Origin of the sequence: Allorhodopirellula heiligendammensis, from assembly GCF_007860105.1 — a bacterium.
Taxonomy (GTDB): domain Bacteria; phylum Planctomycetota; class Planctomycetia; order Pirellulales; family Pirellulaceae; genus Rhodopirellula; species Rhodopirellula heiligendammensis.
The window spans coordinates 79,391-103,201 of record NZ_SJPU01000001.1; the positions used below are offsets into that span (position 1 = coordinate 79,391).

Below are 23,811 nucleotides of genomic sequence, written 5' to 3' on the forward strand. Positions count from 1 at the left end.
CCATCCCGATACTACCCAGCAGCTCGATAATATCCGGGATCATCTCGATCGTCTCCATCGAAATCCCCGACGATTGGTTGTGAATCGCCGTCGGGTCGGGGAATGCGAATCTGCTGATCGTTGCCGGTAAGGCGACGATCACCATCAGAATCGATGATCCACAAGTCGCCGCGGACGACGCCGATTTCATCGATTCCGTCACCGTCAAAGTCACCGACGACGGGCTCATCGCCAGGCTGTCCAAACTCAATCGGACGGTCCTGGCCTGTCCAACGTCCGTCACCGTCTTCATCGAGCATCCACTGGCCACTTCGGAACACACCGATTTGGTCGATTCCGTCTCCGTTCCAATCGCCCGCCAACGGCGTATCCACCTGTTCGCCATACTGGAAGACGTGGTCAACGGCGTCCGCTAGCAGCTCACCGTCGTGTCCCCGCATCAGCACTCGCTGTTGTTTCTCATGCTCGGTGGGCACGCGATGAACCAAATCTTCTCGTCTCAGATTACGCCGTCGTTGGTTTGCGGGATCAGGCAATCCCGGATCTTGGCGAATGCGGTACTCGTCGTTTTGCCATCGGCGGCCGAAGATTCCAACGTCATCCTTGCCATCACCATCCCAATCACCGACGACCGGTCGGTCGAGCGCGGTGCCCAAGCGCACCCATAGGTCGCCCTTATCCCATTTCCCGTCGCCGTTGAGGTCAACGAACCATTGACCATCAATGAACAATACCGCCTCGTCGACGCCGTCACCGTCGAAGTCACCTGTCAGGGCTGTCGCGTCGCGGTGACCAATCTCGATCTTGCTGCCTGCAACGGAGTCCGACAAGACCTTGGTGCTGCTCGGTTGAATCTGCCAACGTCCATGGGACAGATCAACTTCGAGGAGCATATCGGACAGCTTACGGTTCTCATGGTCGCTGTCAGTCGCGCTGCGAAAGTTCGCTGGTTGTGCCCGCAGTGAGCCATCGTGTGATGTCATGATCGCCGATTCCGGCTGCTGACCTTGGCCGCGCGGAAATCCGCCGTTGATGACACTGAGGTGCCAGCTGACTTGCCATTCGTCATCGGCGATGATGGGCGGCGTGATGGTGTCAAATTGATAGGGTTGCGTGCTCAGCGGCGCACTCGGATCGAATGTCTCGATGGGAGCGGTCGGTTGTTCCGGCGTTGGTGTGGGGTTGTAGACCCATGGCGGCACGACAGGTGGTGCCTCAATCACGATTTCACTGAAGTTATTGCCTGAGCTGGTGCCGCCGGGTGTCACTTCGATGTGGAAAATCGCGTCAAAGCGTGGATCCCCACCCACAGCGAGACCATTCAAAAACGCCTGTAGCGCCCCGGGTTGGGTAAAGTCGGCCGCATTGATTGCCAACCCTCCTGTCGTCCCCGGAGTATCCAACGAGTCAACGAAGCCATCGGGTTGGTCCTGGTAAACGGAGTAACTGGTCCACGGCCGAAGTCCCGTGAATTCATAATAACCATTTCCATCCGTTGTCACTCGCAGTACCACGCCCGATGACCCGCCGAGCTGGACACTGGCAGGATCGATTCGCACGCCATTTTCATCGCGCAGTTCTAACCCCACCCCCGACAAACGAATGTCGTCGGGCGTGAGTTCACCGTCGCGGTACTGTCGCAACAGTTCGGGATCCGGGGTTTGGCTTAGCACCAGCGCGCCGCCGTCCTGGAACACGTATCCAGAGATCGTCACGGGTGCCAGTTCATAGAAGTTGTACTCGCTACCCTGATCACCACCCTTGAGATCAATTTCGCCGATCACGTCGACGTCTAATGAGCGTCCGCCTAAAGCGCCCACCGTTTGCCCGCCGTTGAAGTAACCATCCGGCTGATGCTCGGTGACCGTATAGGTTCCCGCCCGCAGTCCGGTGAACTCATAACACCCCTGAGCGTCTGTCCGCGTGCTAGCAATCACGCCTGTTTCATCTGACAACTCGATCAGTACACCCGCGATAGGTGACTCATTGCTATCGAATTCGTCGTCACGATCGAGATTACTCCATACCTTGCCGGAGATTGTGCCGGGTAGCTGCTCGCAAAAATTGTAATCGGTGAGCTGGTCTCCCCATCCGATCTGGATTGCCGAAATGTGGTCGGCGACTGAGGCATCGCCACCATGGCTACCAGCGACTTGACCGCCCTGGAAATAGCCATCAGGTTGTGTCTCGCGGACGGTATATTGACCTGCCTGCAAATTGGTAAATGAATATCGACCGCTGGCATCGGTCGTCGTGGCACCTACGACCTTACCCGTTTCATCTAACAACTCGATCAACACACCCGCCAACCCTTCTTCGCCTTCGTCTCGAACACAATCGGCGTCGCGGTCGACATAGACAATGCCCGAAAGTTCAGCGGGCAAAACTTCACAGAAGTTATAGTCAGTTAGGGTCTCGCCCCAGCCGACGGGGATGGCTGAAATGCGATCGGCGATCGAGGCATCGCCACCGTTGCTGCCCGCTTTCTGACCACCTTGAAAATACCCACTCGGCTGTGTTTCACGAACCGTGTAGCTGCCCGCCTGCAAATTGGAAAATGAGTATTGTCCGCTAGCATCGGTCCGGGTGCTGGCAACGACGTTGCCGTGCTGATCGAGCAGTTCGATCAACACATCCGCCAATCCCTCTTCCCCTTCGTCACGCACGCAGTCGGCATCGCGGTCGACGTACACGACGCCAGAGAGTTCCGCAGGCAGAACTTCGCAGAAGTCATAGTCCGTGAGTGTCTCACCCCAACCGATCGGAATGGCTGATATACGATCGGCAACCGAGGCATCACCACCGTGACTCCCCGCTTTTTGACCGCCTTGAAAATAGCCGCTTGGCTGAGTTTCGCGGACGGTATATTCGCCCGCCTTCAGATTCGTAAATGAGTAGCGACCATTCGCGTCGGTGGTCGTGCTATCGACGACCTCTCCCGATTCATTGAGCAACTCGATCAGTACGCCCGCCAAGCCCTCTTCATCCTCATCGCGAATACAATCAGCGTCACGGTCAACGTAGACGACACCGGACAACCCGGCCGGCAAAACTTCACAGAAGTTGTAGTCCGTCAGGGTCTCCCCCCAACCAATCGGGATTGCTGAGATATGATCGGCGACCGAAGTGTTGCCACCTTTATTACCCGCGGTTTGGCCACCTTGGAAATACCCTCCCGGCTGAGTTTCGCGAACTGTGTAAGCTCCGGCCCGCAGGTTCGCGAATGAATACATGCCATTGGAGTCGGTCGTCGTGGTCGCGACAACCTTGCCCGAACTATCGAGCAGGTCCACGATCACACCGGCAATGCCAGCCTCGTTGGCATCCTGTACACAGTCGCCGTCGACGTCGACGAACACAACGCCCGAGAGTTCAGCAGGCGGTTGCTCACAAAAGTCGTAGTTCAGAGCATTCTGGCCCGAGCCGATGGTGACGTTGGTGATGCGGTTGGGACCATCCAGTACTCCGCCAAGCGTGCCTACTGTCGCGCCGCCTTCGAAGTATCCAGTCGGTTGATGTTCGACGACGGTGTAAGTCCCCGGCATCAGGTTTTCGAAGCGATAGTTGCCGTTTGCGTCCGTCGTCGTTGTGGCGACTGTTTTTCCGGAGGCATCCTGCAGCTCAATCACCACCCCAGCGAGCAGCGGTTCTCCAGGATCGAGCACACAGTCGCCGTCTAAGTCGACGTGGACTTGGCCGCTGAGCGAGCCAACTTGGCGTTCCCCAAAGTCGTAGCCGACCCCGTCCAAGCCCTGACGTAGAACGACATCAACAAGCGAATCGCCGTCGCTTCCAAGCCGTCCGACGGGACGGCCATCGATCGTGCCCACCTGGTCCTTGCCATCAATAAATCCTACGGGCTGGGACTCAACGATCCGGTAGTCGTCGGGCGTCAAATTGTCAAAGCGATAGGCTCCCTGGGAATCGGTAAGAGTCGTCGCCACCACGGTCCCATCCGAACCGATCAAATCCAACGCAACGCCGACGATCGCTTCTTCGCCAGCATCTCGCTGGCCGTTGTCGTTTCGATCGTGGTAAACCTGACCGGCAATGGAGCCTGGAGCTGCTTCGCAGAAATTGTATTCGGTACCGTTGCCGCCTGAAGGCAACTCGATGCTGCGGATGTTCCCACCATCTACTGCGGTCCCAGCCCCTACTAGCACAGTGGAGGACAGCGTGTGAATGTCCCCTGCGTGCGATTCACCGTCGAGCAAACCCGCCGGAGTGACCTCCACAATCCGATAGATGCCCGCATGCAACTTCGAAAATAGATAGCTGCCATCGGCCCCCGTGTACGTGGTCGCAATCGTCTGGCCGTCCTCTCCAATCAACCGGACCTCGGCGCCCTCGATCGGTTGGCTATTGGATGCATCGTGATCGCCGGTGCAATCTTCACCTGGATTGACCAAGTAGACGAAACCGCCGATCGAGCCCAGTGGCAACTCACCGAAGTTGTAATTGATCCCGGTGTCGCCACCCTTGAGGACCAGGTCACGAATCTCGTCTCCTGGATTGACTGCTGCCCCAACGATGCGTCCAGAAATAGTACCCGCGGCGTCAATACCGTCGTCGGTGTCCTCGGGTTGGTCGAGCTCGACAATGCGATAACGCCCCGGCATCACGCCGGTGAACTCGTAGGATCCATCAGCGCCCGTTGTCGTCGTCAGTACCGCTTGCGGTTCGATTGTGTCGATCGGCTCCAAGCGTACGCGAATCCCTGCCAAGCCTTTTTCGCCGACATCCTTCGTACCCGAACCATTGTCATCGAGATAAACAAATCCACCCACAGAAGCCGGACGCGGCGTTTGCGTGACGCTACCGACAGCCGCCGCCGAGCGGTTGGGCAGGCTATCCACGCTGGTGCCTTGATCGGGCGGAAGATTCAATCCATAGTCGGCGTGCGGGTCCCCATAGTCATTGAGGAAAATCGAATCAGCGGTGGATTCGAAATAATCGGGTGCTTCGAACTTTGCCTCGAGAATCGAGTCTTGAAACTCTTGCCCCGACGCGATCACGTCAAGCCGCGCATTGAACTGATCAAGATCAGCGAGGTTGCGGAGCACTTCGTCGACATCAATCGTGAAGATCAAACGGTCGCCGGCCTGAAAATCCTTGGGCCGCAAAATCAACTCTTGGCCACCATCGCTGACTTCCGCCGTGGCCTCCTCGGATTGTCCTGGTACCAACTTGAAGGGATGGTACCCATTCTTGCCCCGTCCGCCCGCATCGGTATCAAAGATCAGGTCGCCAACACTGATGCCGTCACTGTCCTTATCCGTACGGATCCGCAGTTCCGTCAGCTTGGTACCCGGTGCGCCGCCGGTGAACGAAACGATGAACCGGTCACCTTGGGAGTCGCTGCCGACATCAGACTCGAGGTAATCCGTTTCGACGTAGACAACGCCGACATGAATGGGATCGGCGGCCATGAGGCGGCGCGGCTCAAGCGACTCGACACGCATGCTGCGTGAATGAACGCCAACATGAGAATGCGTGGGCGTGATCATGCGGCTAAGTTTCCCACGCCGCGCCCGCACACTCGCTGAACGTGCGGAGTCCCCAGCGGCGTCACTGACAGCGCAGGGTCGGCCTGAGAATCCGATCGACGCACAAAAATCTTCGATATGTTTCCAGAACACGCCGGACACCTCCCTGTGTCACCGTTTGATTCGCAAGAATGCTCGTCTTCGCCTACCCGTCACTCATCGTCGACAGGTGTTGGCTACCGCGGTGTCTGACCCAATGGGTCGACTCCGGCGTCATTCCCTAATGCAATTTTGTTATCGGAGACTTCCGTCTTCGACAGATCCCAGCGCCGCAGAGTCGCATCAAATCCTCCCGAGATCAGATCACCATGATTGACCACCAGGGTGGAGATTGTGCCAACGTGCCCACCGAGCTTCGCTTGGACTCGCAGTTCGCGCTGATCATCGCCCACACGAACAATGTGAATTTCGTCATCGCTGCCCGCCGCAGCGATCGTACGTCCATCGATTACTGCGAGTGAAAACAATCGCCCCGTCGTGATTTTCTGACGCGACAGGAGCACCTCGTCGCCAGTATCAAACCGAATCATCTCTCCGTCTTCGGAAACACTCACGAGCACTTTTGAATTCGGCATGAATGCGATATCTCGGATCCGTGCGGCGTGCAACTTCTTCGCCATCACGACCTCACCGGTGCGTGGATCAAACAGGTGCAGGTACCCGTCACGCCCTGCAACCGCGAGGACACTGCCATCATCACGATAAGTACAACATCGCAAATCAACGCACCGGCAACGCAACGTCGGTGCACTGTTGGCGGTGCTACCAATTAAAAATACTCGCGAATCAAAACCGACAGCGGCAATCTGTTTTCCCGACGCCGAGAACCGCACGCACGCCAGGGCGGGAGCGGAGTCAATTTCTTGCATTGCAGCGAAATCTCGTCGCCGGTCCCACAAAATGAGCTGACCATCGTTTCCCGACGAAGCCAAACGATCACCTGAGGCGTCAAACGCCAAAGTGCGGATCCAATCAAAATGTCCGGGCTTGGAGGACTTGGTCGCGCCCCCTTCGCCCAGTACATGGACAACGGCCAACGACTGCGCATTGAGGATGCGAATCACATGATCATCACCGGCAACCGCTAAGAATTCGCCCTTCGGGTCGACTGCGATCGCCGTGACAACGACCCGCTCCATATGCCTGTCGACCGGTGGCAAACGAAAAATGCGTGAAACCACTCGCTCGGGAGGGTTTTCCCAGCCTTCCTTGGCAGCGGATGGAGATTCCCCATGAGCTACCAGGCCGCCCCACCAGAGCAGACTCATCAGGGCTCCCGCCAGCGTCAACGCCTGTCGCCGCGTGAGCATCGTGTTTCCTTTGGTTCTCAAGACATTTCCCCCGATCCGGCCGCGCGTGCACAGACACTCCCATCCATTGAATCGGCACTTCGACACTCACTCATGAGCGCAATCCCATCGAGAGGAAGAATCCAATCGTGAGCAAGCATCCGCCGAGCGGAGTCGACTAGCAACCGTCATCGCACCGCTACGCGATCGAATTCGTCGTGGAAGTTATCCGGCAGCAGACGTGCGATATCGGACTAAGCTCCAGCCTTGGCCGAGGTTGGCGGTGGACTCCAGGTCGTGCCGATCGCTGAGACCACCGACGAAGGATGCGGGCTCGCTTCCCGCTGGATGCCACTCGGCCCAGTCATCGTGATCGGTGCCGCTGAGCTGCAATTTAATCGCGCCCCGCTCACTTCGTTCGATTGCGGCGATGCTGAAGTCGTCGTTGGCCAACGTCGGCGATGAAAGCAAAACCAGAACGGTCGGGCGGCCAAACGGATATGCCATGAATGGGCCTACCTCCGGAATTTCGCCGTCTCGTTCAGGCCAGTCCTCACGCAGCGGTTCGGTGAAGGATTCGAGTTGTTGGATTTGCAAACCCACTCGAATTCGCTGGCCCTGCCAAGCAATAGCCGGATAGTTGGCAGCAATGCTGCACCAGAGGGCGACTACCGAGACGATCGCCAAGAGCGATCGGATCGATCGCGATCGCTGGCTCAGCGATGGTCGAAATCGGTGGCCGATGATCCCCCCGAGCGAGATCACCCCGATCAGCAGGACGCCGAGCAGCAAACTCACACGCATCCACCCAATATGCTGCGCCGCATCATCGAACCAATCACTCTGGGAATCAACGCTGGACCTCAGCGTCCCCATGACGGACTCAAATTGCATGTCGAGCAACGCCCAAGCAACGACGCTGAGTAATGCACCGACATGCACTGCCCAGAGAACAGGCGATGGGTTTCCTATGGCCTTCTTCGTGCCATCGAGTTGCGGCATGGCCCTGCTCCCTACTTACAATACGACAATGCCATCAGTGCGAATGCCGTCGCGAGGTTTTTGTCGTTCTCAAACCAACGCTCATTGGAGTTCGACCACGACCCGTCTTCGTTTTGACGCTCGGCAAGCTCGGCGATCAGGTCAGCTTTCCAGTTGTGCTCACCACCGTCAGAATCAGTCAGCGTCTCGATACCAGCAGCATTGAGTCCGGCCGCAAACGTGTGGTAGTAGTAATACAAACCAGCCGATCCCATCCCTGGATTATTCTCGACGTCGTAGTGATCCTGGATCCACTGCAGAGCCGCTTTGACGCGCGGATCATCTTTCGTCAAACCGGCAAAGATCATGCTTTTCAACCCCGTGTAGCCCATCGAACCGTAACTACGCAGGCCACCGTTGGGAGTGTACCGTTCATCCGAGGTGCTGGGGTCGATCTTGGTCAGCGGAATTTCATAGTAGAAACCGCCGTCATCAACCTTCGCCGCGAAGGCGGTATCGTTGGCTTTCGAGTCGAGGTTCTGACAACGTGAAACGAACGCCAACGCTCGTTGAATCGCGGGGTCTCCAGCGGGTACTTCGACCGCGCGTAAAGCTTCGATCATGTAGCCTGTATTAGATAAATCGGGGCGTCCTGCGCCTCCGTAGCCGACACCCCCGTACCACGGATCCGAAGGGTCGCGTTTGCCTTCGCCGTACTGAAATCCGGTGACGAAATTCTTAGCGTTCTTTAGAATCTCATTGTATTTCCCCGATTGATTCGCTTCTGCGAAACACACCATCGCAACGCAAGTTTCGTAATTCTTCAAACGTCCATTGCCGTAAATTCCACCGTCGGGTTTAACAAACCCTTCCAGCGCCTGGAGGCCTTTGGCAACCACGGGATCATCAACGGACTGCCCATTCTTCATCGCTGCAGTCAACGCCAACGCGGTAACGCCCGGTCCGACTCGATCGGAAAAGGTGCCTGCCTCGGACTGGCCCTCTTTAGCGAGGAACGCCAACCCTTTGTTCACAACTTGCTCTCGCTGTGCATCCGATTTCGACGCCGCCACTACGTCCTGAGCGGAAATCTGCGGCGTCCATGCGAGTGATGGCACCGTAGCGGCGAGCGAAAGAGCGAGGACGAAAACGCGGCGTCCACAGCGAAGCTTCGTTCGTTGAGTCATGGAGAATTTGCCTTGGAGGAGAGTCTGCAAAAGTGATTAATGAGAACAACGGTGGGTTTAGCGAACCCAATTGCAGTCCGCGTACCATCGGCGGTTCCCTGGCGTGGAATCTGCAACAATTTGAGCAATCAGCACACAGCGCACATTACCGAAGCCGAATCCAATCAAACGGACACGCTGAGAGCCCCTGGGATCACAGAAAAGCATGCCCGATACGGGGGCTGCGCGGCGGTTTTCCCGACGCACCAGGCGGAACTTTCGCCACCGACCATGAATTCGCGGCCAGGCTCAATTCGTATGTCGGAAGTTGCCTTCTTGCGATTCGGTTATCTGCTGCGTACGGTCAGCCACGTGCTGACCAAGATCGTGGTTTGCTCGCCGTCCCTGGCGGATTCCAGTACACTCAACCGTGTCGGAGCTTGAAACCAATCAGTGTCTCCTGCGGATCATTCGAAATGGAGTCTAAATCGACACGTTCCTTGCTCAATATCACGTTGATGCTGACGATCGCACTGGTGGGGTTGTCCGCTCGCTGGGATCGCATCGGCTACATCGCACCGTTGGGCAATACGGATCTCGCTCCATTTCTGTTTTTGCCGCTGCTGATCGCCGCCATCCATGGCGGGATGCAGTGGTTTGGATTTCGCCTGTCACTGCCCGCCATGGCAACTCGTGCGGCAGCGTTGATCGCGTTGGCAACCTGTTTGATCGTCGTTTCCCAGCTACCTGCGACGTTCGATACCAAAGTCATGATTTCGCTCATCGTGGTTGCGTTTGTCGTCACGGCACAAGTCATCTGGATGCTCGTGCCCAGCAACACCGATACGGCGAGTAATCCGCACGACGGCGAATAGCCTCTCCGTATCCAAACGCCTCCCGCAGCTCGATCATGAGCGATCGAGCGACGCAGCGTGGGCGAGCGACTTCAGTCCTGTTGTAGGAATCGATCTGCGAAATCGAGGTAGCACTGCCAATCCTCTTTGGCCAAGTCGTGGCCGCCGGCGCGGAGATGGTAGCTAATCGCACCACTCGAATAGGCGTGATCCGGTTGCGGAGGCTCACTAGGCGTCTGCCCTTCGTCGTCGAGGAGACCGGGCAGCCCGAGCAGTTCGTAGACTGGCGAGGCTGCGCGAGCGGCCAAGAATTCGCCCCGTGGATCCGCCCACTTATCGTCGGTGGCGCTGCCGACGGCGATCGGCCGCGGAGCCGCCAGAGCGATCAGTTCGTGTGAATCGACGGGCAGTGCGTTTTCGTTCTGATTGTAATGCTCGAACCCGTCGCAGAACCAATGTGGAAAGCTCGCATTGATCCTCCCCACCGTCTCTCCGACGGCGCGGCGGGACAGAGCCGCACCACCGCAGCCGGAGTCGTTGCTGATGACGAGCGCGAATCGTGGGTCGATCGCCCCAGCCCACAATGCTGTCTTGCCCAAACGCGAATGTCCGATGACGCCGACTCGCGAGACGTCGATGCCAAGGTTGGGCGTCTTTTCGATTGCGTCGAGGATGCATGATATGCCATAGGTCCATCCCGCAATCGACCCCGGGCGTTCCTCCGGGGGCAAGCTCGCAATGAATTCTGGCATCAACCCATGAATGCCATTTTGAAAGCCGTCGTCCGTATCGGGGTCAATATCACCGTAGTACGCGGTGATGAGGGCATAGCCCCGTTGGTTGATCATCTCGCTGGGCCAACGACTCGCGGCCACACCCCGCCCGCCCGCGACCGCTCGGTTTCCCTCGGTGCTATCATCTCTTCGATCACGTACCCAAGACGGCGTGATTCGCACGTTGGGATCCGATGTCACGGTGTGATTGCCTTGGAAATTCAATCCCAGGAACGCGGGAACGGCCGCCGGTTTCGCCGCATCGCCGTTGGCTGCCCCACGGGAATGGGGGACATCCACGAGCACGTGAATCTCGATTGATTTTTCGATGTCGCCCGGGTTTGAGGGGTCGAGTTGCGGGGACTTCACGATCACGCTCAGCTCCGTGCGCACCGTCTGACCATCATTGGCATTCGCATCGCGACGTACCACTTTGGATTCCACTCGGCGGTGCTCCGGCATCCGCCCGAAAACATGCTGCGTGAAGAGTTCAATGATTTCGGCGCGGCGCGCTGGCCACTGCTCTGCGGTCGTGACGGGATCACCCGACTCCATGACCAAAGGATCGGGCAATTGGTACGCAGGGACTTTGGCCTCGTCGTAGTTGGGTTCGAATTTCTGTGCCGCGGCAGGTGGCGAGGCAATGGCTGCGGCGGCTAACAGAGCCGATAGCGTGATCCAGGTCGCCGCGTGCGAGTGAGGAAAAAGGGGGCGGGTGGGTCGCATCGTGAACTCGCTTGTCTTGCGTTGAATGGGATTTGGAAGCTAGGCTGGCGACCAATTGGTGCATCGATCCGCTGTCGCCGATCTCTTTTCCCCCCAGAACTCATCTGATCGGCAGCCCTTGCCGGCCGCTGATTATAGAACGTGACCAAACCAGATTCGACTACCGCCAATTCCTCCGTCGCCAAATGCGATGGAACTCACCAGAGCGATCCCCGGCATGAGCCAGCCAAGGGTTCGCTTCCGTGGTCAAAAAAATTAGCTGAGCGGTTCGGGCTGGATTTCGGCGAGGAACTGAACCAGTGGTGGGATGAACAGTGTACTCATTCCCCAGGTCCCGGTGAGTTCCGTTACCCTGTGCTGCCGCAGACGCTGCTCGCAACGGTGCCCGATCCGATCTGGCCTCCGCTGATGCCGCCGAATTTCCTCCCTCTGCTAGGCAATGGCGCAGGTGATTGGTTGTGCGTGCGATTGCTCGACCCCGACATCGCCGCCCTAACAGGCCGGTCAACCGATATTTGCCAGTGGTACCACGGTGGGGGCGACTGGCTGCCTTGGGGAGACCAATTGTCCGAGGCGTTGCTCTTTGACTGGTTGCTCAATTCGCTGCCCCAATCTGATTGTCGGCACGCAGAACCAGCCAGTGAGAGTTTTGACGGCGGCGATGAACAACCGCATGATCATGACGTGCGGCCCGCGACAGTTGCCTGGCGCGAACACGCCTGGGGGCGTTGGGTGATCGACCGACTCCCCACGCTCGCGAATATCGACTGGGTCGCGGCGAGCGACCCTCGTCATTTGGCGACCGATCTACTGAATCAGCAATTGTGCGAAATTCCTGTCCGTTGTCAGCTCGTGATCGATTCTCTCGCAAGTGCTCTGAGCTGCCGCCTGACGCCCAAAATCGCTCACGATTTGGGACTGACTTGGAATGATTGGATGCGTTGGTGTTTCGACCTACGGTCCATGCCAAGTGAGGTTTCCAGCCGCTTACAAGCGTCGCTGGGACTATCCTCCACCGATTTCGATCCCGCCCAACAGCGCTGGGACGACGTCGTCACGCATGCTGCCGCTGTCTGCCAAAAACGCCCTGATTTGTCGTGGGGACATGATCTGCTGGGGTACGCCCAGTGGTCCCGAGGGGACATGCAGGACGCCGAGCGAGCGTTTTCCAATGCGGTTCGCTGTAGCGTATTCTCGGATCAGAGCGTTCGGCTACGCACACACTGGGCCACCGCAAACGATGGAATTTCGAAATTTTCAGCTCGCTTTTTGGCAGAGATGTCCGCATCCTCGCATTGCGGTGATTCGTTTGAACCGCAGGTCCAGGACCAACTCGGGCTGTTGCCTGCGGTAATTGACCGCGCCTGCTTGCTCGAATTCCTCGGTCCCTCCTCCGCTGAGGATTCCTCATCCGTTCGCCAGCGATATTCGCAAATGCTCGTCGATGAGGCCTCCGTGGCATCATCACCGGCAACATCAGCGAGATTGCTTTACGCAGCAGGCTGGGATCTCGGCGCCGAGCCGATGCGGCGTTATGGCGAATTACTCGATCGGTACATGGCTGCCTGCCAAGCTGCGGGCTGGTCCCGGCACGAACGGCTCGCCAGCGTGCATCGAGATGGATTGAAGGCTCGCTACAATTTGTAACCCGGTACCATTTGTAACCCGATACCATTTGGTTCCAGTCGAGCGGTCGGCTCACCTGGCGTGAGAGTCCTACACACGCCCCGCTCAGACGGTCGAAGCGGTCTGGTTACGCAAATCCTTCCGCCGCAAAATTTACCCGCCCTACGCAACTACTTCGAAATATGAACGCACCTCCCCCACCGAATCAACCGCCCGCCGAAGGTGACGTTTCGAAGAATATCGTGTGGCATGAGAACACCGTCTCGCGAGCGGCACGAGAGCGAAACCTCCGACAGCGCGGCTGTGTGGTGTGGTTCACAGGACTGAGCGGTTGCGGCAAGTCTACCATTGCCAACGAACTCGACCGGTTATTGATCTCTCGGGGCGCCGCCTGCACTTTGCTCGACGGCGACAACGTGCGTCACGGGCTGTGTGCCCCGCCGGCAGCATTGTCCGGAGAGCATGGGGATGCGTTTGCTGAGCGGTTCGGTTTGGGGTTTTCGCCCATCGATCGCGAAGAAAACATTCGCCGCATTGGAGCGGTTGCCTCATTGATGGCGGCCGCTGGACTGATCACGTTGGCAGCCTTCGTCAGCCCCTATCGCCGAGACCGCGATCGGGTGCGGCGGATCGTCGAAGGCGACGGTCAGAAGGGCGATTTTCTGGAAGTGTTCGTCGACACTCCCTTGGAGGTGTGCCAGCAACGCGATCCCAAAGGGCTGTACAAAAAAGCACTCGCTGGCGAAATCCCAAACTTTACCGGCATCAGTGATCCGTATGAAGCACCGCAGCAGCCCGAGATTCATCTGCAGTTTCGCGTGGGCATGACGCCGAGCGACGCCGCGGAGGAGATTTTGCAGGTCATGACGGCGCGGGGCGTCTTTGGCACCCCGGTTGCCGAAGATAAACGCTGAGCGCCGGCCACGACCGCGCGTCCTGATGTGCGCGAGCCCCGCATGCGTTCAGCGTCCGTATACCAGCTTCTGCGGTCCTGCGGCGGGGTCCACGTTTGGTCGATGCCGCCGACAAAACACAAAAACCCCAGCCTTCCCCCCGATTTGACGTTGCGTTGACGGGGTGGCACGTTAGACTTCGCGGGAAAATAATTTCACTTTAACTTGGGTCTGACGCGGATGGCATGTGACCTCCGTATTGGATTCATCTAGGAAACAGTTCACGGTATGACGATCTCGAAAGAACGTAAGAAGGAAGTAGTCAGCGAACACGGAGCGACTGCAGATGACACCGGATCCCCTGAGGTGCAGATTGCGATTCTGACTGAGCGGATCAATGGTTTGACCGAGCACATGCGAACGCACCGCAAAGACTTTGCTTCGCGACGCGGCTTGCTCGGTTTGGTCAGTCGCCGACGTCGGTTGCTCGATTACGTTCGAGCTCACGATCCGCAGCGTTACCTGGATGTGATTGGTAAGCTCGGTATTCGCAAGTAGTTTCTCGTCAGGTTGGTCGTCGGCATGGTCCTTCGACCGTGTGTGGATGTGCCAACGGGCAGTACGCCCCGGATTGGTAATGCGAGTGTGTTCACTCTTTCTGTTAGCACCACACATCACTGAACGTTCGCCGCGGGCGGACATTTCTTGTTTCATCTTTCACGCATGTGCCGAGCGAATAATCGCTCGGCGTCATGCCGGTGAACGCGGGCGCGATGTTTCTCGAGTCGCGCCGCGATCAATTGTAGTCATCGAGTTTGTTGGCGGCGATGTGTCGCCGTTTTGTTGTTTGTAGGAAAAAGTAAAGAAAAATAGAGGTTGTGGTGAGTATTCACAAAATTCGCGTAGAACGAAAAATCGGCGATTCAGTCTTGTCCTTTGAGACGGGCCATGTCGCGAAACAGGCTGCCGGCAGCGTGCTGGTGCAGTATGGCGACACCGTCGTTCTGGTAGCTGCTGCTTCCGGAACCCCCCGACCAGGCATCGACTTCTTCCCGCTGATGTGCGACTATCGCGAACGGCTTGCTGCAGCAGGTAAGTTCCCCGGTGGCTTTCTTAAGCGAGAAGGTCGTCCGAGCACGAAGGAAATCCTCAGCTCGCGATTGATGGACCGACCCATTCGCCCACTATGGCCCAATGGGTACATGGACGAAGTTCAAGTCCAAGCGATGGTCATCGCCAGCGACTTGCAAAATGACGGTGACGTGCTGGCCATGAACGGTGCCGCTGCGGCACTTCATATCAGCCCCCTGCCGTTCCAAGGACCGCTCGCCAGCGTCCGCGTGGGCAAGGTCGATGGCAAGTTGATTGCTTTCCCGACTTTCGAGCAGCTCGAGGAATCCGAACTCGACATGATCGTCAGCGGCAGCCAAGAGATGGTTGCGATGATCGAGGGCTTCGCCAACGAGATGCCCGAAGAAGAAATGATGGAAGCGATTCAGTTCGCTCACGGAGTTATCCGCGAAGTCATCGAGTTGCAGGAAGAACTCTATCGTAAGGTGAACCCCACCAAGGTGCCTTTCGAGTCGCCAGCGGACGACGGCTTGTTCCAGCGGCTTAATGACGCCTACTACGATGACTTCCGCGCCGCACAGCAGACATCCGGCAAACAGGCTCGCGCCGATGCCACCCACGGCCTACGCGACCGCGCCATGAGCGAAGTCATTCCCGATCCCAAGGCCGACGGCGCAATCTGTGTGAATCGGTTCAAAAAGGTTTGGCACGATCTCGAAGAGAAAGTCGTCCGTGACCTGATCAGCGCGGGCACCCGTCCCGATGGACGCGATCGCAATTCGCTCCGAGCGATTCACTGCGAAACAGACCTGTTGCCTTGCGTCCATGGCTCGGCCATGTTCCAACGCGGCGAAACCCAAGCGATCGTGACGATTGCACTGGGCACCAGTCGCGACGAACAACGCGTCGACGGCTTGCAGGACGAGTACAGCAAGAAGTTCATGCTCGACTACAACTTCCCCTCGTACTCCGTGGGCGAATGCCGCCCCATCCGCGGACCTGGACGTCGGGAAATCGGTCACGGAGCCCTGGCTGAGCGCAGCGTCGCTCCCGTGTTGCCGCCCGCCGATGCATTCCCCTACACCATCCGCGTGATCAGCGACATCACTGAGTCCAACGGCAGTTCGTCGATGGCGTCGGTATGCGGTGCGACACTCGGCTTGATGGCCTCCGGCGTGCCGATCAGCAACCCTGTGGCCGGGATCTCGATCGGTCTGGTACAGAATTCACCAGATGACTGGCACCTGTTAACGGACATCCTCGGCACCGAAGATCACTTCGGCGACATGGACTTCAAGATCGCCGGAACGCAAAACGGTATCACCGGCATCCAACTTGACCTCAAGATCACGGGTGTTGGCGAAGAGATCATTCGAGCGACGCTGAAGCAATCGCGGGAAGCTCGCATTGAGATCCTCAAGAAGATGCTCACGACGATCCCGCGGCCACGCCGCGAAATCTCGCCGACCGCACCACGATTGCTCCGCACGAAGATCTCGCCCGATAAGATCGGTGCTCTGATCGGGCCTGGCGGTAAGAACATCCGGGGCATTCAAGAGTCCACCGGCGCCGTGATTGAAGTGGATGATGACGGCACCGTGCTCGTCGCCAGCAGCAACAAAGAATCCGCCATGGACGCCATGCGTCAGGTCGAAGCTTGCACGGCAACCGTTCAGATTGGCAAGATCTACGACGGCATCGTCAGCAGCATCAAAGAGTTTGGTGCCTTCGTCGAGATCCTCCCCGGTCGCGATGGACTCGTTCACATCAGCGAAATGAGCGGTGGATATATCAGCAACCTCGATCGCCACATCGCCGTTGGCGATGAAATGAAGGTGTTGGTCATCGACGTCGATGAGCACGACCGTGTCAAACTCAGCCGCCGACGCGCCCTCGAAGAATTGGGCCTGGAAGACCCCTTGGCCGCCGAACTGGAAGACGGTGAAGGTGGTGGCGAGAGCAGCAGCGGTGGCGACGGTGAAGACCGTCCACGACGCCGCCGCGGCGGACGCGGCCCACGTCGTGACGGTGGTGGCAGCGGCGGTCGCTCGCGCGACTGAGTGCCGACGGCATGAATCAAGACGCGACGGACTCATTCCCTCGCGTCTTTCAAAAATGAGCATTAACCGCCTGGGTGAAAGCCTGGGCGGTTAACTTATTGGTGTATTGGGCGACAGTCGTGTTGGTAACGATCCGCAGCTCCCCACCAGCTTCTCTGGGGGACAGGTAACGCCCGAGAGTTGCCGACGCAGCAACACTGCAACTTCAGCATATTCCCTCCATACAAGGCTCCAATTCTGATGGGGATCAACGATCGCGACTATGGCCGCACGGAACGCACTCCGTGGGATCGAATCGAAAACCCACGCAGCATGGTGATCACGCTCATCGTGATCAATGTGATCGTATTCGCTGCCCAGTCGCTGTTTGTCTACAGCCCGCAATCGGACTCACCAGTGGGAATGGATACCCCGCAGGGGGAAATCGCGGTCGTCTCGACGGGCGAGAAACGCAGCCACATCGACGACATCTTCGCCGTCCGCGGCACCTCGTTGACACGCCCCTGGTTGTGGTTCCAAACGGTGACCTATGGCTTTCTGCATAACCGTAGCAACATTCTTCACCTCGTCTTCAATATGTTCCTGCTGTATGTGTTCGGCCGACCGCTCGAACAGCGAATTGGGGGGCAGGAATTTCTGAAGGCATACTTGGCGGCGATCTTGGTGGGCGGTGTCGTGGCGATGGTCTCACCGTGGCTGCTACGAATGTTCGTTCCAGGTGTATCCGTGGACGTCGCGACGCTCGGTGCCAGCGGTGGCGTGATGGCCATGATGGTCATGTTCGCGTGTTACTATCCTCACCAAGAACTGCTTTTGATGCTCGTGCTACCCGTCAAAGCATGGGTGCTCGTCAGCTTCCTGGTGCTGATGGATCTCCTCGGTGCGGCGGGCATGAGCGGCAGCGACACCGCCTACGGCGTTCACTTGGCTGGGGCCCTCTTCGGATTTCTGTATGTCAGGAAGGGATGGAGCTTTCAGTGGCTCGATTTGACGCAGTTGGATGAAATCCCCGCTCGCTTGAGACAGCGTTCTCGACGGGCAAAACTGAAGCTCCACGATCCAGAAAAGAAAATTCGCGAGGAAGAACGGGAAGCGGATCGAATTTTAGCTAAAATCCATTCATCGGGCGAATCCAGTTTGACTGCGGGTGAGCGCCGGACTCTCGAAAAATACAGTCGCCGTAAACGGCAATCACGCGATCTTTAGCGAACACGATGTCTTCTGAAACCTCTCCGCCTCCTGCTCAACGCAGTCATTCGCCGCTGCGTCTGAACCGCCGTAGTGCCGCCAATTTAACCGCAACGACTGCGCTAGCGGCTTGGCTGGGTCGCCCCTTGAACTCCCTCGCAGCGGCAGCCGAGGGCGACGGGCCGGCGGCGCAGCCGTCCGCCACTGACACGCCGCCGGAGCCCGGTGTCCCCGCCCCACAACCGTCTCCGCTGCCGTACCTGGATCGAATCGGCCTGCAGCTCTACACGCTCCGTGACCAAATGGCAGAATCTCCTGAGCAGACCCTCGCAGCGGTAGCCGCGGCGGGGTACTGGCAGGTCGAACTGATGAACATCGACGAGCAGGCGGTCCAAATCGCGGCCATGGCTCGGGCAGCAGGACTGTGCGTGCACAGCGCTTTCCTCGATTACAACGTGATCACCGCTCCGGGACGTGAGGGCGTCGCTTCGCTTGAGCAGACGCTCGACCTAGCCCAGCGAATCGGACTGCGACACGTGGTATTTGGATACATTGCCAAAGATCAACGTGATTCCGCGGAGAAGTGCCGCGTGATCGCGGATTCCGCCAACGCCGCAGCCGACAAAACCCGGGCCGCAGGCATGCGTATGTGCTATCACAATCACTCCTTTGAGTTTGCCGCCTTTGCTTCGACTGCAACAGAAGATGCCGAGGCAAAGTCCCTGACGGCCTACGATATTTTCATCGAGCGATTCGATCCCCAGCAGATGGAATTTGAACTCGACGTGTTCTGGGCCAAAATCGCCGGCCAAGATCCGCTGGCGCTCATGCGGCGTCTCGCTGGGCGGATCAGCCAGGTACACCTCAAAGATATGCTCGCCGACACTCCCGTGAGCTTAGACGAATCCGCTGTGCCCAAGGAAGCATTTCAGGAACTGGGCGATGGAGTGATCGACATTCCCAGTGTGATGCGGCTCGCCAAGGAGATCGGTGTCGATCAATGTCATGTCGAACAGGATCAATCTCCCGCGCCGTTGGAGAGCATTGTTCAAAGCTACCAATACTTGATGAAAGCAGGTAATCCATGAACACTCGCTTCCACCCGCAGTCGCTCTGCGTGCTCCCTGCTCGATATCTCCGGTGCGCAGCGTGGCTATCAATCTTCGCACTGTCGTTGACATTCTCGGGCAGTCACCCCCAGGCTGCCGCTGACGACGACGTCACTCAAGCCGATACGTTTCAACCGAGCGAAGCGGTCAAAACAGCACTGATGCCATTATTCGATTCCATTTCGAAGGCGGACGGGTCTCGGGCAAATGTCGAGCTGACAGTCGAAACGGTCATGCATGGGGAAATTCTCTCCCGAGAACCGTCGTCGTTTGCGATAGCGTCGAAGTCGCCGGACCATCACACGATCTATCATCAGTCCGAAGGCGAGAGCAAACGGATCTATGCCGACGGCAAAACCTATATCGTGGCGCTCTCGCCACAGGCTTATTACGAACTGCCGGATGTTCTAAGCAATCAAGCGATCGTCACCAGCTCGCCGATCAACCTGGGCGCGTACCCTGAGCCATTACTCGCTCTGACACTGGCTGGCGTTGATCCAACGATCAGCTTCTTCAATGGGATGTTTTCTGTCGAAGCGATGGGAAAAACTAAATTCCGCGGCCGCACTGATTCTGTCCATGTTCGAGGTCAGCAGGACGATAACGTCGTCTGGGACTTGTGGATCACCGATGAACAGCACCCACGTCCCTTGCGGTTGCTGGTCAACCTCACACCAATGTTGCAAGCCAGTGACCAAGTCCATGTGCCCGAAGGTTACGGACTGTCGCTCCGATATGACTTCGTGAAATGGCGAGTAACCGGTGAGGTGGAAGACAAGCTGTTTCACTTCGTCCCGGCTCCAGATGCGACACAATACGCTTCACTCGCCGACTACGAAGAGCAAACCTCGCCCGAGATCGGCAGTCACCCTCTGCTCGGTAAGCCCGTGCCCGAATACACACTGACGCTTCTTGACGGAACCGAAGTCAGCTCAGAGGAACTCAAAGACAAGATCGTTGTCTTGGATTTCTGGGCGACCTGGTGCACGCCCTGCATGCAAGCGATGCCTACCATCAAATCGTCCGTTGCCGAGTTCGCCGACAAAGATGTCGTCTTTTACGCGATCAATGCTGGCGAGAATGCCAGCCTCGTCAACGGTTTTGCCAGCGAGCAAGATTGGGGCGTCGACGTCGCCGTCGATCCCGAGGGCACTCTCATGGATGCTTTCTCGGCGGAGGAAATTCCCCTGACGCTCATCGTTGGACGCAACGGAATCGTCGAATCCACTCACATGGGATACCCTGGGGAAGATGCGTTGGCAAAACAATTTCACGATGAGCTGGATGTGCTAGTCCGAGGTGGACGCATCGCCAGTTCTCAGCCCGAGTAACACTACGGATCTACCGCATGTTTTTAAGTCGCCTGTCCTCACTGATCACCGTCACGTGCCTGCTCACTTCGCACCTGCATGCCGGGGAACCTCCTCAGTTCGAAGTTCGATTGCTGACCATTGATGCGAATGAGGGAATCGCTGCGGGCGATATGGATGGTGACGGTAAACTTGACATTGTCGCCGGTCGAAATTGGTTTTGCAACGATGATTGGGCGGCTCGGCCCCTGCGGAATGTTGATGATTGGAACGGGTACGTGCAGTCCAATGGCGACTATCTCTTAGACGTCGACGGGGACGGACGTCTCGACGTCATCGCGGGCTCATTTTTGCCGACCCAAGTCAATTGGTACCGGAACCCAGGTGACGAGGGTCTGCGCCTCGGTCAACAGTGGCAGCAAAATTTGCTCGTCGATACCGGGGCAACCGCCAACGAGGGCCAGTTGCTCGAGGACATTGATGGAGACGGCACGATGGAATGGATCGTCAACAGCTGGAAGCCTGATTCCCCCATGATCGTATGGCGGTTGGTTCCGAAAACAGCTGCCGAAAATGAATCAGCTGACGCACCAAACTCCCCCGTCTTCGAAGTCAAACGACAGGTCATCGGACCTCAAAACGGGCATGGTATCGCCGTCGGTGATATCTCCGGCGACGGACGCGCTGACATCCTCGTGGGTACTGGTTGGTACGAACAACCTGAATCGGATCCATGGTCTGGCCCGTGGGAATACCATGCGGACTGGAACCTGAATGCGAGCTTGCCCATGATCGTGACTGATCTCGATGGTGATGGTGATAACGATCTGATCTACGGCAACGGTCACCACTTCGGACTGCAATGGCGAGAAAACAAGGGTGCGTCCGAAGACGATGGAAAGATCCAGTGGACTGACCACGTGATCGACCGAGATTATTCCCAACCGCATAGTCTCACATGGAAGGATCTCGACGGTGACGGCCAACCTGATTTGATCACCGGGAAACGTTATTTTGCGCACAACGGGAACGATCCCGGTGGCAAGGATGTGCCCTGTCTGTATTGGTACCGATGGAATCCCGATACCAAGACGTTTAAGCGATACACCATTGATGAGGGACGTGTGGGTACCGGACTCCAGGTCGTTGTCGAAGATTTCAATCAAGACGGCCGGATGGATATCGCCGTTGCCGGTAAGAGCGGTACCTATCTCCTACTCGCGAAGCCATGAACGGTTCACCGCCAGTTGCCCCTGAGTCACTATCAATCGCCGACGCGCAAAGTTGTGTCGACGATTGGATTCAAACCATCGGCGTCCGGTATTTTGACGAGCTCACCAATCTTGCCCAACTGATGGAAGAGGTGGGTGAGGTCGCCCGCATTCTTTCGCGGAGTCATGGCGAGCAGTCCAGCAAATCAGGCGAGCACCTAGGTGATCTATCGGATGAACTTGCGGATGTCTTATTTGTCGTGATCTGTCTCGCCAACCAATCAGGAATCGATCTGACAGAGGCCTTGAAGAAGAACCTCGCTAAAAAGACTGACCGTGACCGTGACAGGCACCGGAACAATCCGAAACTGGACGCCAGCGGGCAACCGTAAACCCGCCGCGATGCGTCTCTCCTCACCACACCAACAGCCAGTCAAGGACCTCCACTAGGACGGTTCACGGTGTAGTGTGAGCAAACATTCGCGGGCCAACCATGTGAACTGAAATAGCTGCCCGAGTGTGTGCATGTCGATATGCGGCAGATTCAAATGGGTTGTCGGCTGGCCTGCATTGCACCGCTCTTCGTTGTTTCTAGCGAACGCCGAACGCATCAGGTCGGGCAGCGTCACCACAGCACTTGCCTGCTTGCTAGATTTCGGTGCCGAATAACAATCAATTCCGATTTCGGTGGCGATCTCTCTAGATTGGACCGGCAAGGGATCCGTGCGTGCTGCGTCAACGAAGACCTGATGGACGACACCCCCATCGCCTGGTGATTCTCGTCGACCCAAGGGTGCCTTCATCATGCATTCCCACCAGGCGCCGAACCCCCTGAGCGCCGGTGTCCACACGTCCAGGCGACTCGGCGATGCTCCGTGAATTTGTCGGATCGCGGCCTCAATGGTTACAAACTGCATCACCGAATTCTCGGCAAACTCAGTAGTCAGAAAATGCTCGTTCATCGCTGCAGCACCAACTAGGAATTGGATGCAGTCGAGCCCGAGCAGAGCAGCGGGCAAGAGCGTTGCGGGCGAGTAGACGCCGAGCGGCCCACCCAACTCATCCTCAAATTGGAAGTCGCGTTCACAACCTCGGCGGTCCGCGTGCGCCCGGACAGGGCCACTCGCCGGCGTAATTGGGATTAATAATTTTGGTATCCAGCGAGGCGCGCCCGCGCCGAGCGACGCAGCGAGTTGATCGCCTATCACTTCCATCGACGTCGCCACAGCCAGTGAGGACAAACCATGACGTTGTCGCGAATCAATTGGGATGATGGCGTATCGCTGCTCTGCCGCGTGCGGACCGTTACCGCCCATCGCCAATCGTCGCGACAGACCCTCCGTAGCGTCGTTGTCGAAGTCCGCGCACGCGAAATACATTCGCGGTTTGCTACCGCGGGCCGAGCGAGATAACTCATTGTGGTAGGGATCACAGCACGCACGCATCAGCGCCGCGGGGCCGAGCAACGTGTCCTGGTCCCCAATCACCGCCACAGCGTCGAGATGGTCATGCAGGCGGTTGGCCACGCGGAAGACACGTCCCAGCTCTGAATTCTCACGCATCGATTCATAATCGGTGAGCAGTTTCTCGGGCATGCGAAATCCACCGGTCCACGTGGCAGTCGACCGCTGGAGCATGTCGTCACGCTGTGCTGCGAGCCGTCCGCACAACGCTTCGAACTGCTCGGGCGTGACCGCACAGGCACCGCCCATGACACCGTTGGGATCGAAACGCAGCAGCTTCATCGGCGATCTCTCTTGCGGTGAGGGGATGGATGGTCAAGAATCGAGCGCAAAGAACACCCGAGCGAAAGAAATGGATTAAAACGTGATTGAATCGCGTGTCCCACGGGCCGATGCCGCTGCCGGTTGACAGGTGCCGCCACCCCGCCGAACCACTCCAACGGCACTCAAAGTACATCGTGCGACGACTCGCTCAAAACCATAGCTGAGCTCGCTGAAAATTAAAATGACTCGCCGCTGGCACGATTCCGGCGGCGGGATACTCA

General features: G+C 57.7%; 17 protein-coding genes. 11 read left to right on the forward strand and 6 right to left on the reverse strand.

Features of this window, described 5'->3' with window-relative positions:
• Positions 1-11: 11 nt before the first annotated feature.
• From Poly21_RS00360 to Poly21_RS00375, 4 genes are all read right to left on the reverse strand, one after another.
• On the reverse strand, positions 12-5,462 hold the full coding sequence (locus Poly21_RS00360; protein WP_146406734.1) for an MSCRAMM family protein: 5,451 nt from the start codon (positions 5,460-5,462) through the stop codon (positions 12-14).
• A 260-nt stretch (positions 5,463-5,722) separates the two neighbouring features.
• Positions 5,723-6,856, reverse strand: coding sequence for a WD40 repeat domain-containing protein (locus tag Poly21_RS00365; protein ID WP_146406735.1), 1,134 nt, complete (start codon positions 6,854-6,856; stop codon positions 5,723-5,725).
• Positions 6,857-7,060: 204 nt separating this feature from the next.
• Positions 7,061-7,837, reverse strand: coding sequence for a hypothetical protein (locus Poly21_RS00370; RefSeq protein ID WP_302117036.1), 777 nt, complete (start codon positions 7,835-7,837; stop codon positions 7,061-7,063).
• A gap of 11 nt (positions 7,838-7,848) precedes the next feature.
• Positions 7,849-9,003 carry a prenyltransferase/squalene oxidase repeat-containing protein gene (locus tag Poly21_RS00375; protein ID WP_146404886.1) on the reverse strand — a complete coding sequence of 385 codons (1,155 nt, stop codon included), beginning with the start codon at positions 9,001-9,003 and terminating at the stop codon, positions 7,849-7,851.
• A 39-nt stretch (positions 9,004-9,042) separates the two neighbouring features.
• Between Poly21_RS00375 and Poly21_RS00380 the strand changes: the two genes are divergently transcribed.
• Together Poly21_RS00380 and Poly21_RS00385 are read left to right on the forward strand one after the other, a co-directional pair.
• The gene (locus tag Poly21_RS00380; RefSeq protein WP_302117039.1) at positions 9,043-9,426 is read left to right on the forward strand and encodes a hypothetical protein; all 384 of its coding nucleotides are present in this window, start codon (positions 9,043-9,045) and stop codon (positions 9,424-9,426) included.
• A gap of 32 nt (positions 9,427-9,458) precedes the next feature.
• Entirely contained in the window at positions 9,459-9,857 is a 399-nt protein-coding gene (locus tag Poly21_RS00385; protein WP_146404890.1) for a hypothetical protein, read from the forward strand.
• A 71-nt stretch (positions 9,858-9,928) separates the two neighbouring features.
• On the opposite strand, the gene Poly21_RS00390 is transcribed toward Poly21_RS00385, so the two are convergent.
• Complete coding sequence (locus Poly21_RS00390) at positions 9,929-11,335, reverse strand: glucuronyl esterase domain-containing protein (protein ID WP_302117041.1); 1,407 nt, start codon at positions 11,333-11,335, stop codon at positions 9,929-9,931.
• Between the two features lie 141 nt (positions 11,336-11,476).
• On the opposite strand from Poly21_RS00390, the gene Poly21_RS00395 reads away from it, so the two are divergent.
• From Poly21_RS00395 to Poly21_RS00435, 9 genes are all read left to right on the forward strand, one after another.
• Positions 11,477-12,982 (forward strand): SMI1/KNR4 family protein, encoded by a 1,506-nt coding sequence (locus tag Poly21_RS00395; protein ID WP_146404892.1) that lies wholly within the window; start codon positions 11,477-11,479, stop codon positions 12,980-12,982.
• Positions 12,983-13,143: 161 nt separating this feature from the next.
• Positions 13,144-13,875: an adenylyl-sulfate kinase gene (gene cysC, locus Poly21_RS00400; RefSeq protein ID WP_146404894.1), complete on the forward strand. Its 732-nt coding sequence runs from the start codon at positions 13,144-13,146 to the stop codon at positions 13,873-13,875.
• A 267-nt stretch (positions 13,876-14,142) separates the two neighbouring features.
• Positions 14,143-14,412, forward strand: coding sequence for a 30S ribosomal protein S15 (rpsO, locus tag Poly21_RS00405; RefSeq protein ID WP_146404896.1), 270 nt, complete (start codon positions 14,143-14,145; stop codon positions 14,410-14,412).
• Positions 14,413-14,735: 323 nt separating this feature from the next.
• The gene (gene pnp, locus Poly21_RS00410) at positions 14,736-16,985 is read left to right on the forward strand and encodes a polyribonucleotide nucleotidyltransferase (RefSeq protein ID WP_146404898.1); all 2,250 of its coding nucleotides are present in this window, start codon (positions 14,736-14,738) and stop codon (positions 16,983-16,985) included.
• Between the two features lie 240 nt (positions 16,986-17,225).
• Complete coding sequence (locus Poly21_RS00415) at positions 17,226-18,191, forward strand: rhomboid family intramembrane serine protease (RefSeq protein ID WP_146404900.1); 966 nt, start codon at positions 17,226-17,228, stop codon at positions 18,189-18,191.
• An 8-nt stretch (positions 18,192-18,199) separates the two neighbouring features.
• On the forward strand, positions 18,200-19,261 hold the full coding sequence (locus Poly21_RS00420; protein WP_146404902.1) for a sugar phosphate isomerase/epimerase family protein: 1,062 nt from the start codon (positions 18,200-18,202) through the stop codon (positions 19,259-19,261).
• A complete protein-coding gene (locus tag Poly21_RS00425) occupies positions 19,258-20,613 on the forward strand; it encodes a redoxin domain-containing protein (RefSeq protein ID WP_146404904.1) in 1,356 nt (451 codons plus the stop codon). The genes Poly21_RS00420 and Poly21_RS00425 overlap by 4 nt, the downstream gene beginning before the upstream one ends.
• Before the next feature lie 74 nt (positions 20,614-20,687).
• Positions 20,688-21,824, forward strand: a complete 1,137-nt coding sequence (locus tag Poly21_RS00430; RefSeq protein WP_146406738.1) for an FG-GAP repeat domain-containing protein — start codon at positions 20,688-20,690, stop codon at positions 21,822-21,824.
• Complete coding sequence (locus Poly21_RS00435) at positions 21,821-22,195, forward strand: nucleotide pyrophosphohydrolase (RefSeq protein WP_146404906.1); 375 nt, start codon at positions 21,821-21,823, stop codon at positions 22,193-22,195. Before Poly21_RS00430 ends, Poly21_RS00435 begins: the two co-directional genes overlap by 4 nt.
• Positions 22,196-22,249: 54 nt before the next feature.
• Here the strand turns inward: Poly21_RS00435 and Poly21_RS00440 are convergent, their stop codons facing one another.
• Positions 22,250-23,548 (reverse strand): glucose-6-phosphate isomerase, encoded by a 1,299-nt coding sequence (locus Poly21_RS00440; RefSeq protein WP_146404907.1) that lies wholly within the window; start codon positions 23,546-23,548, stop codon positions 22,250-22,252.
• Positions 23,549-23,811 lie beyond the last annotated feature (263 nt).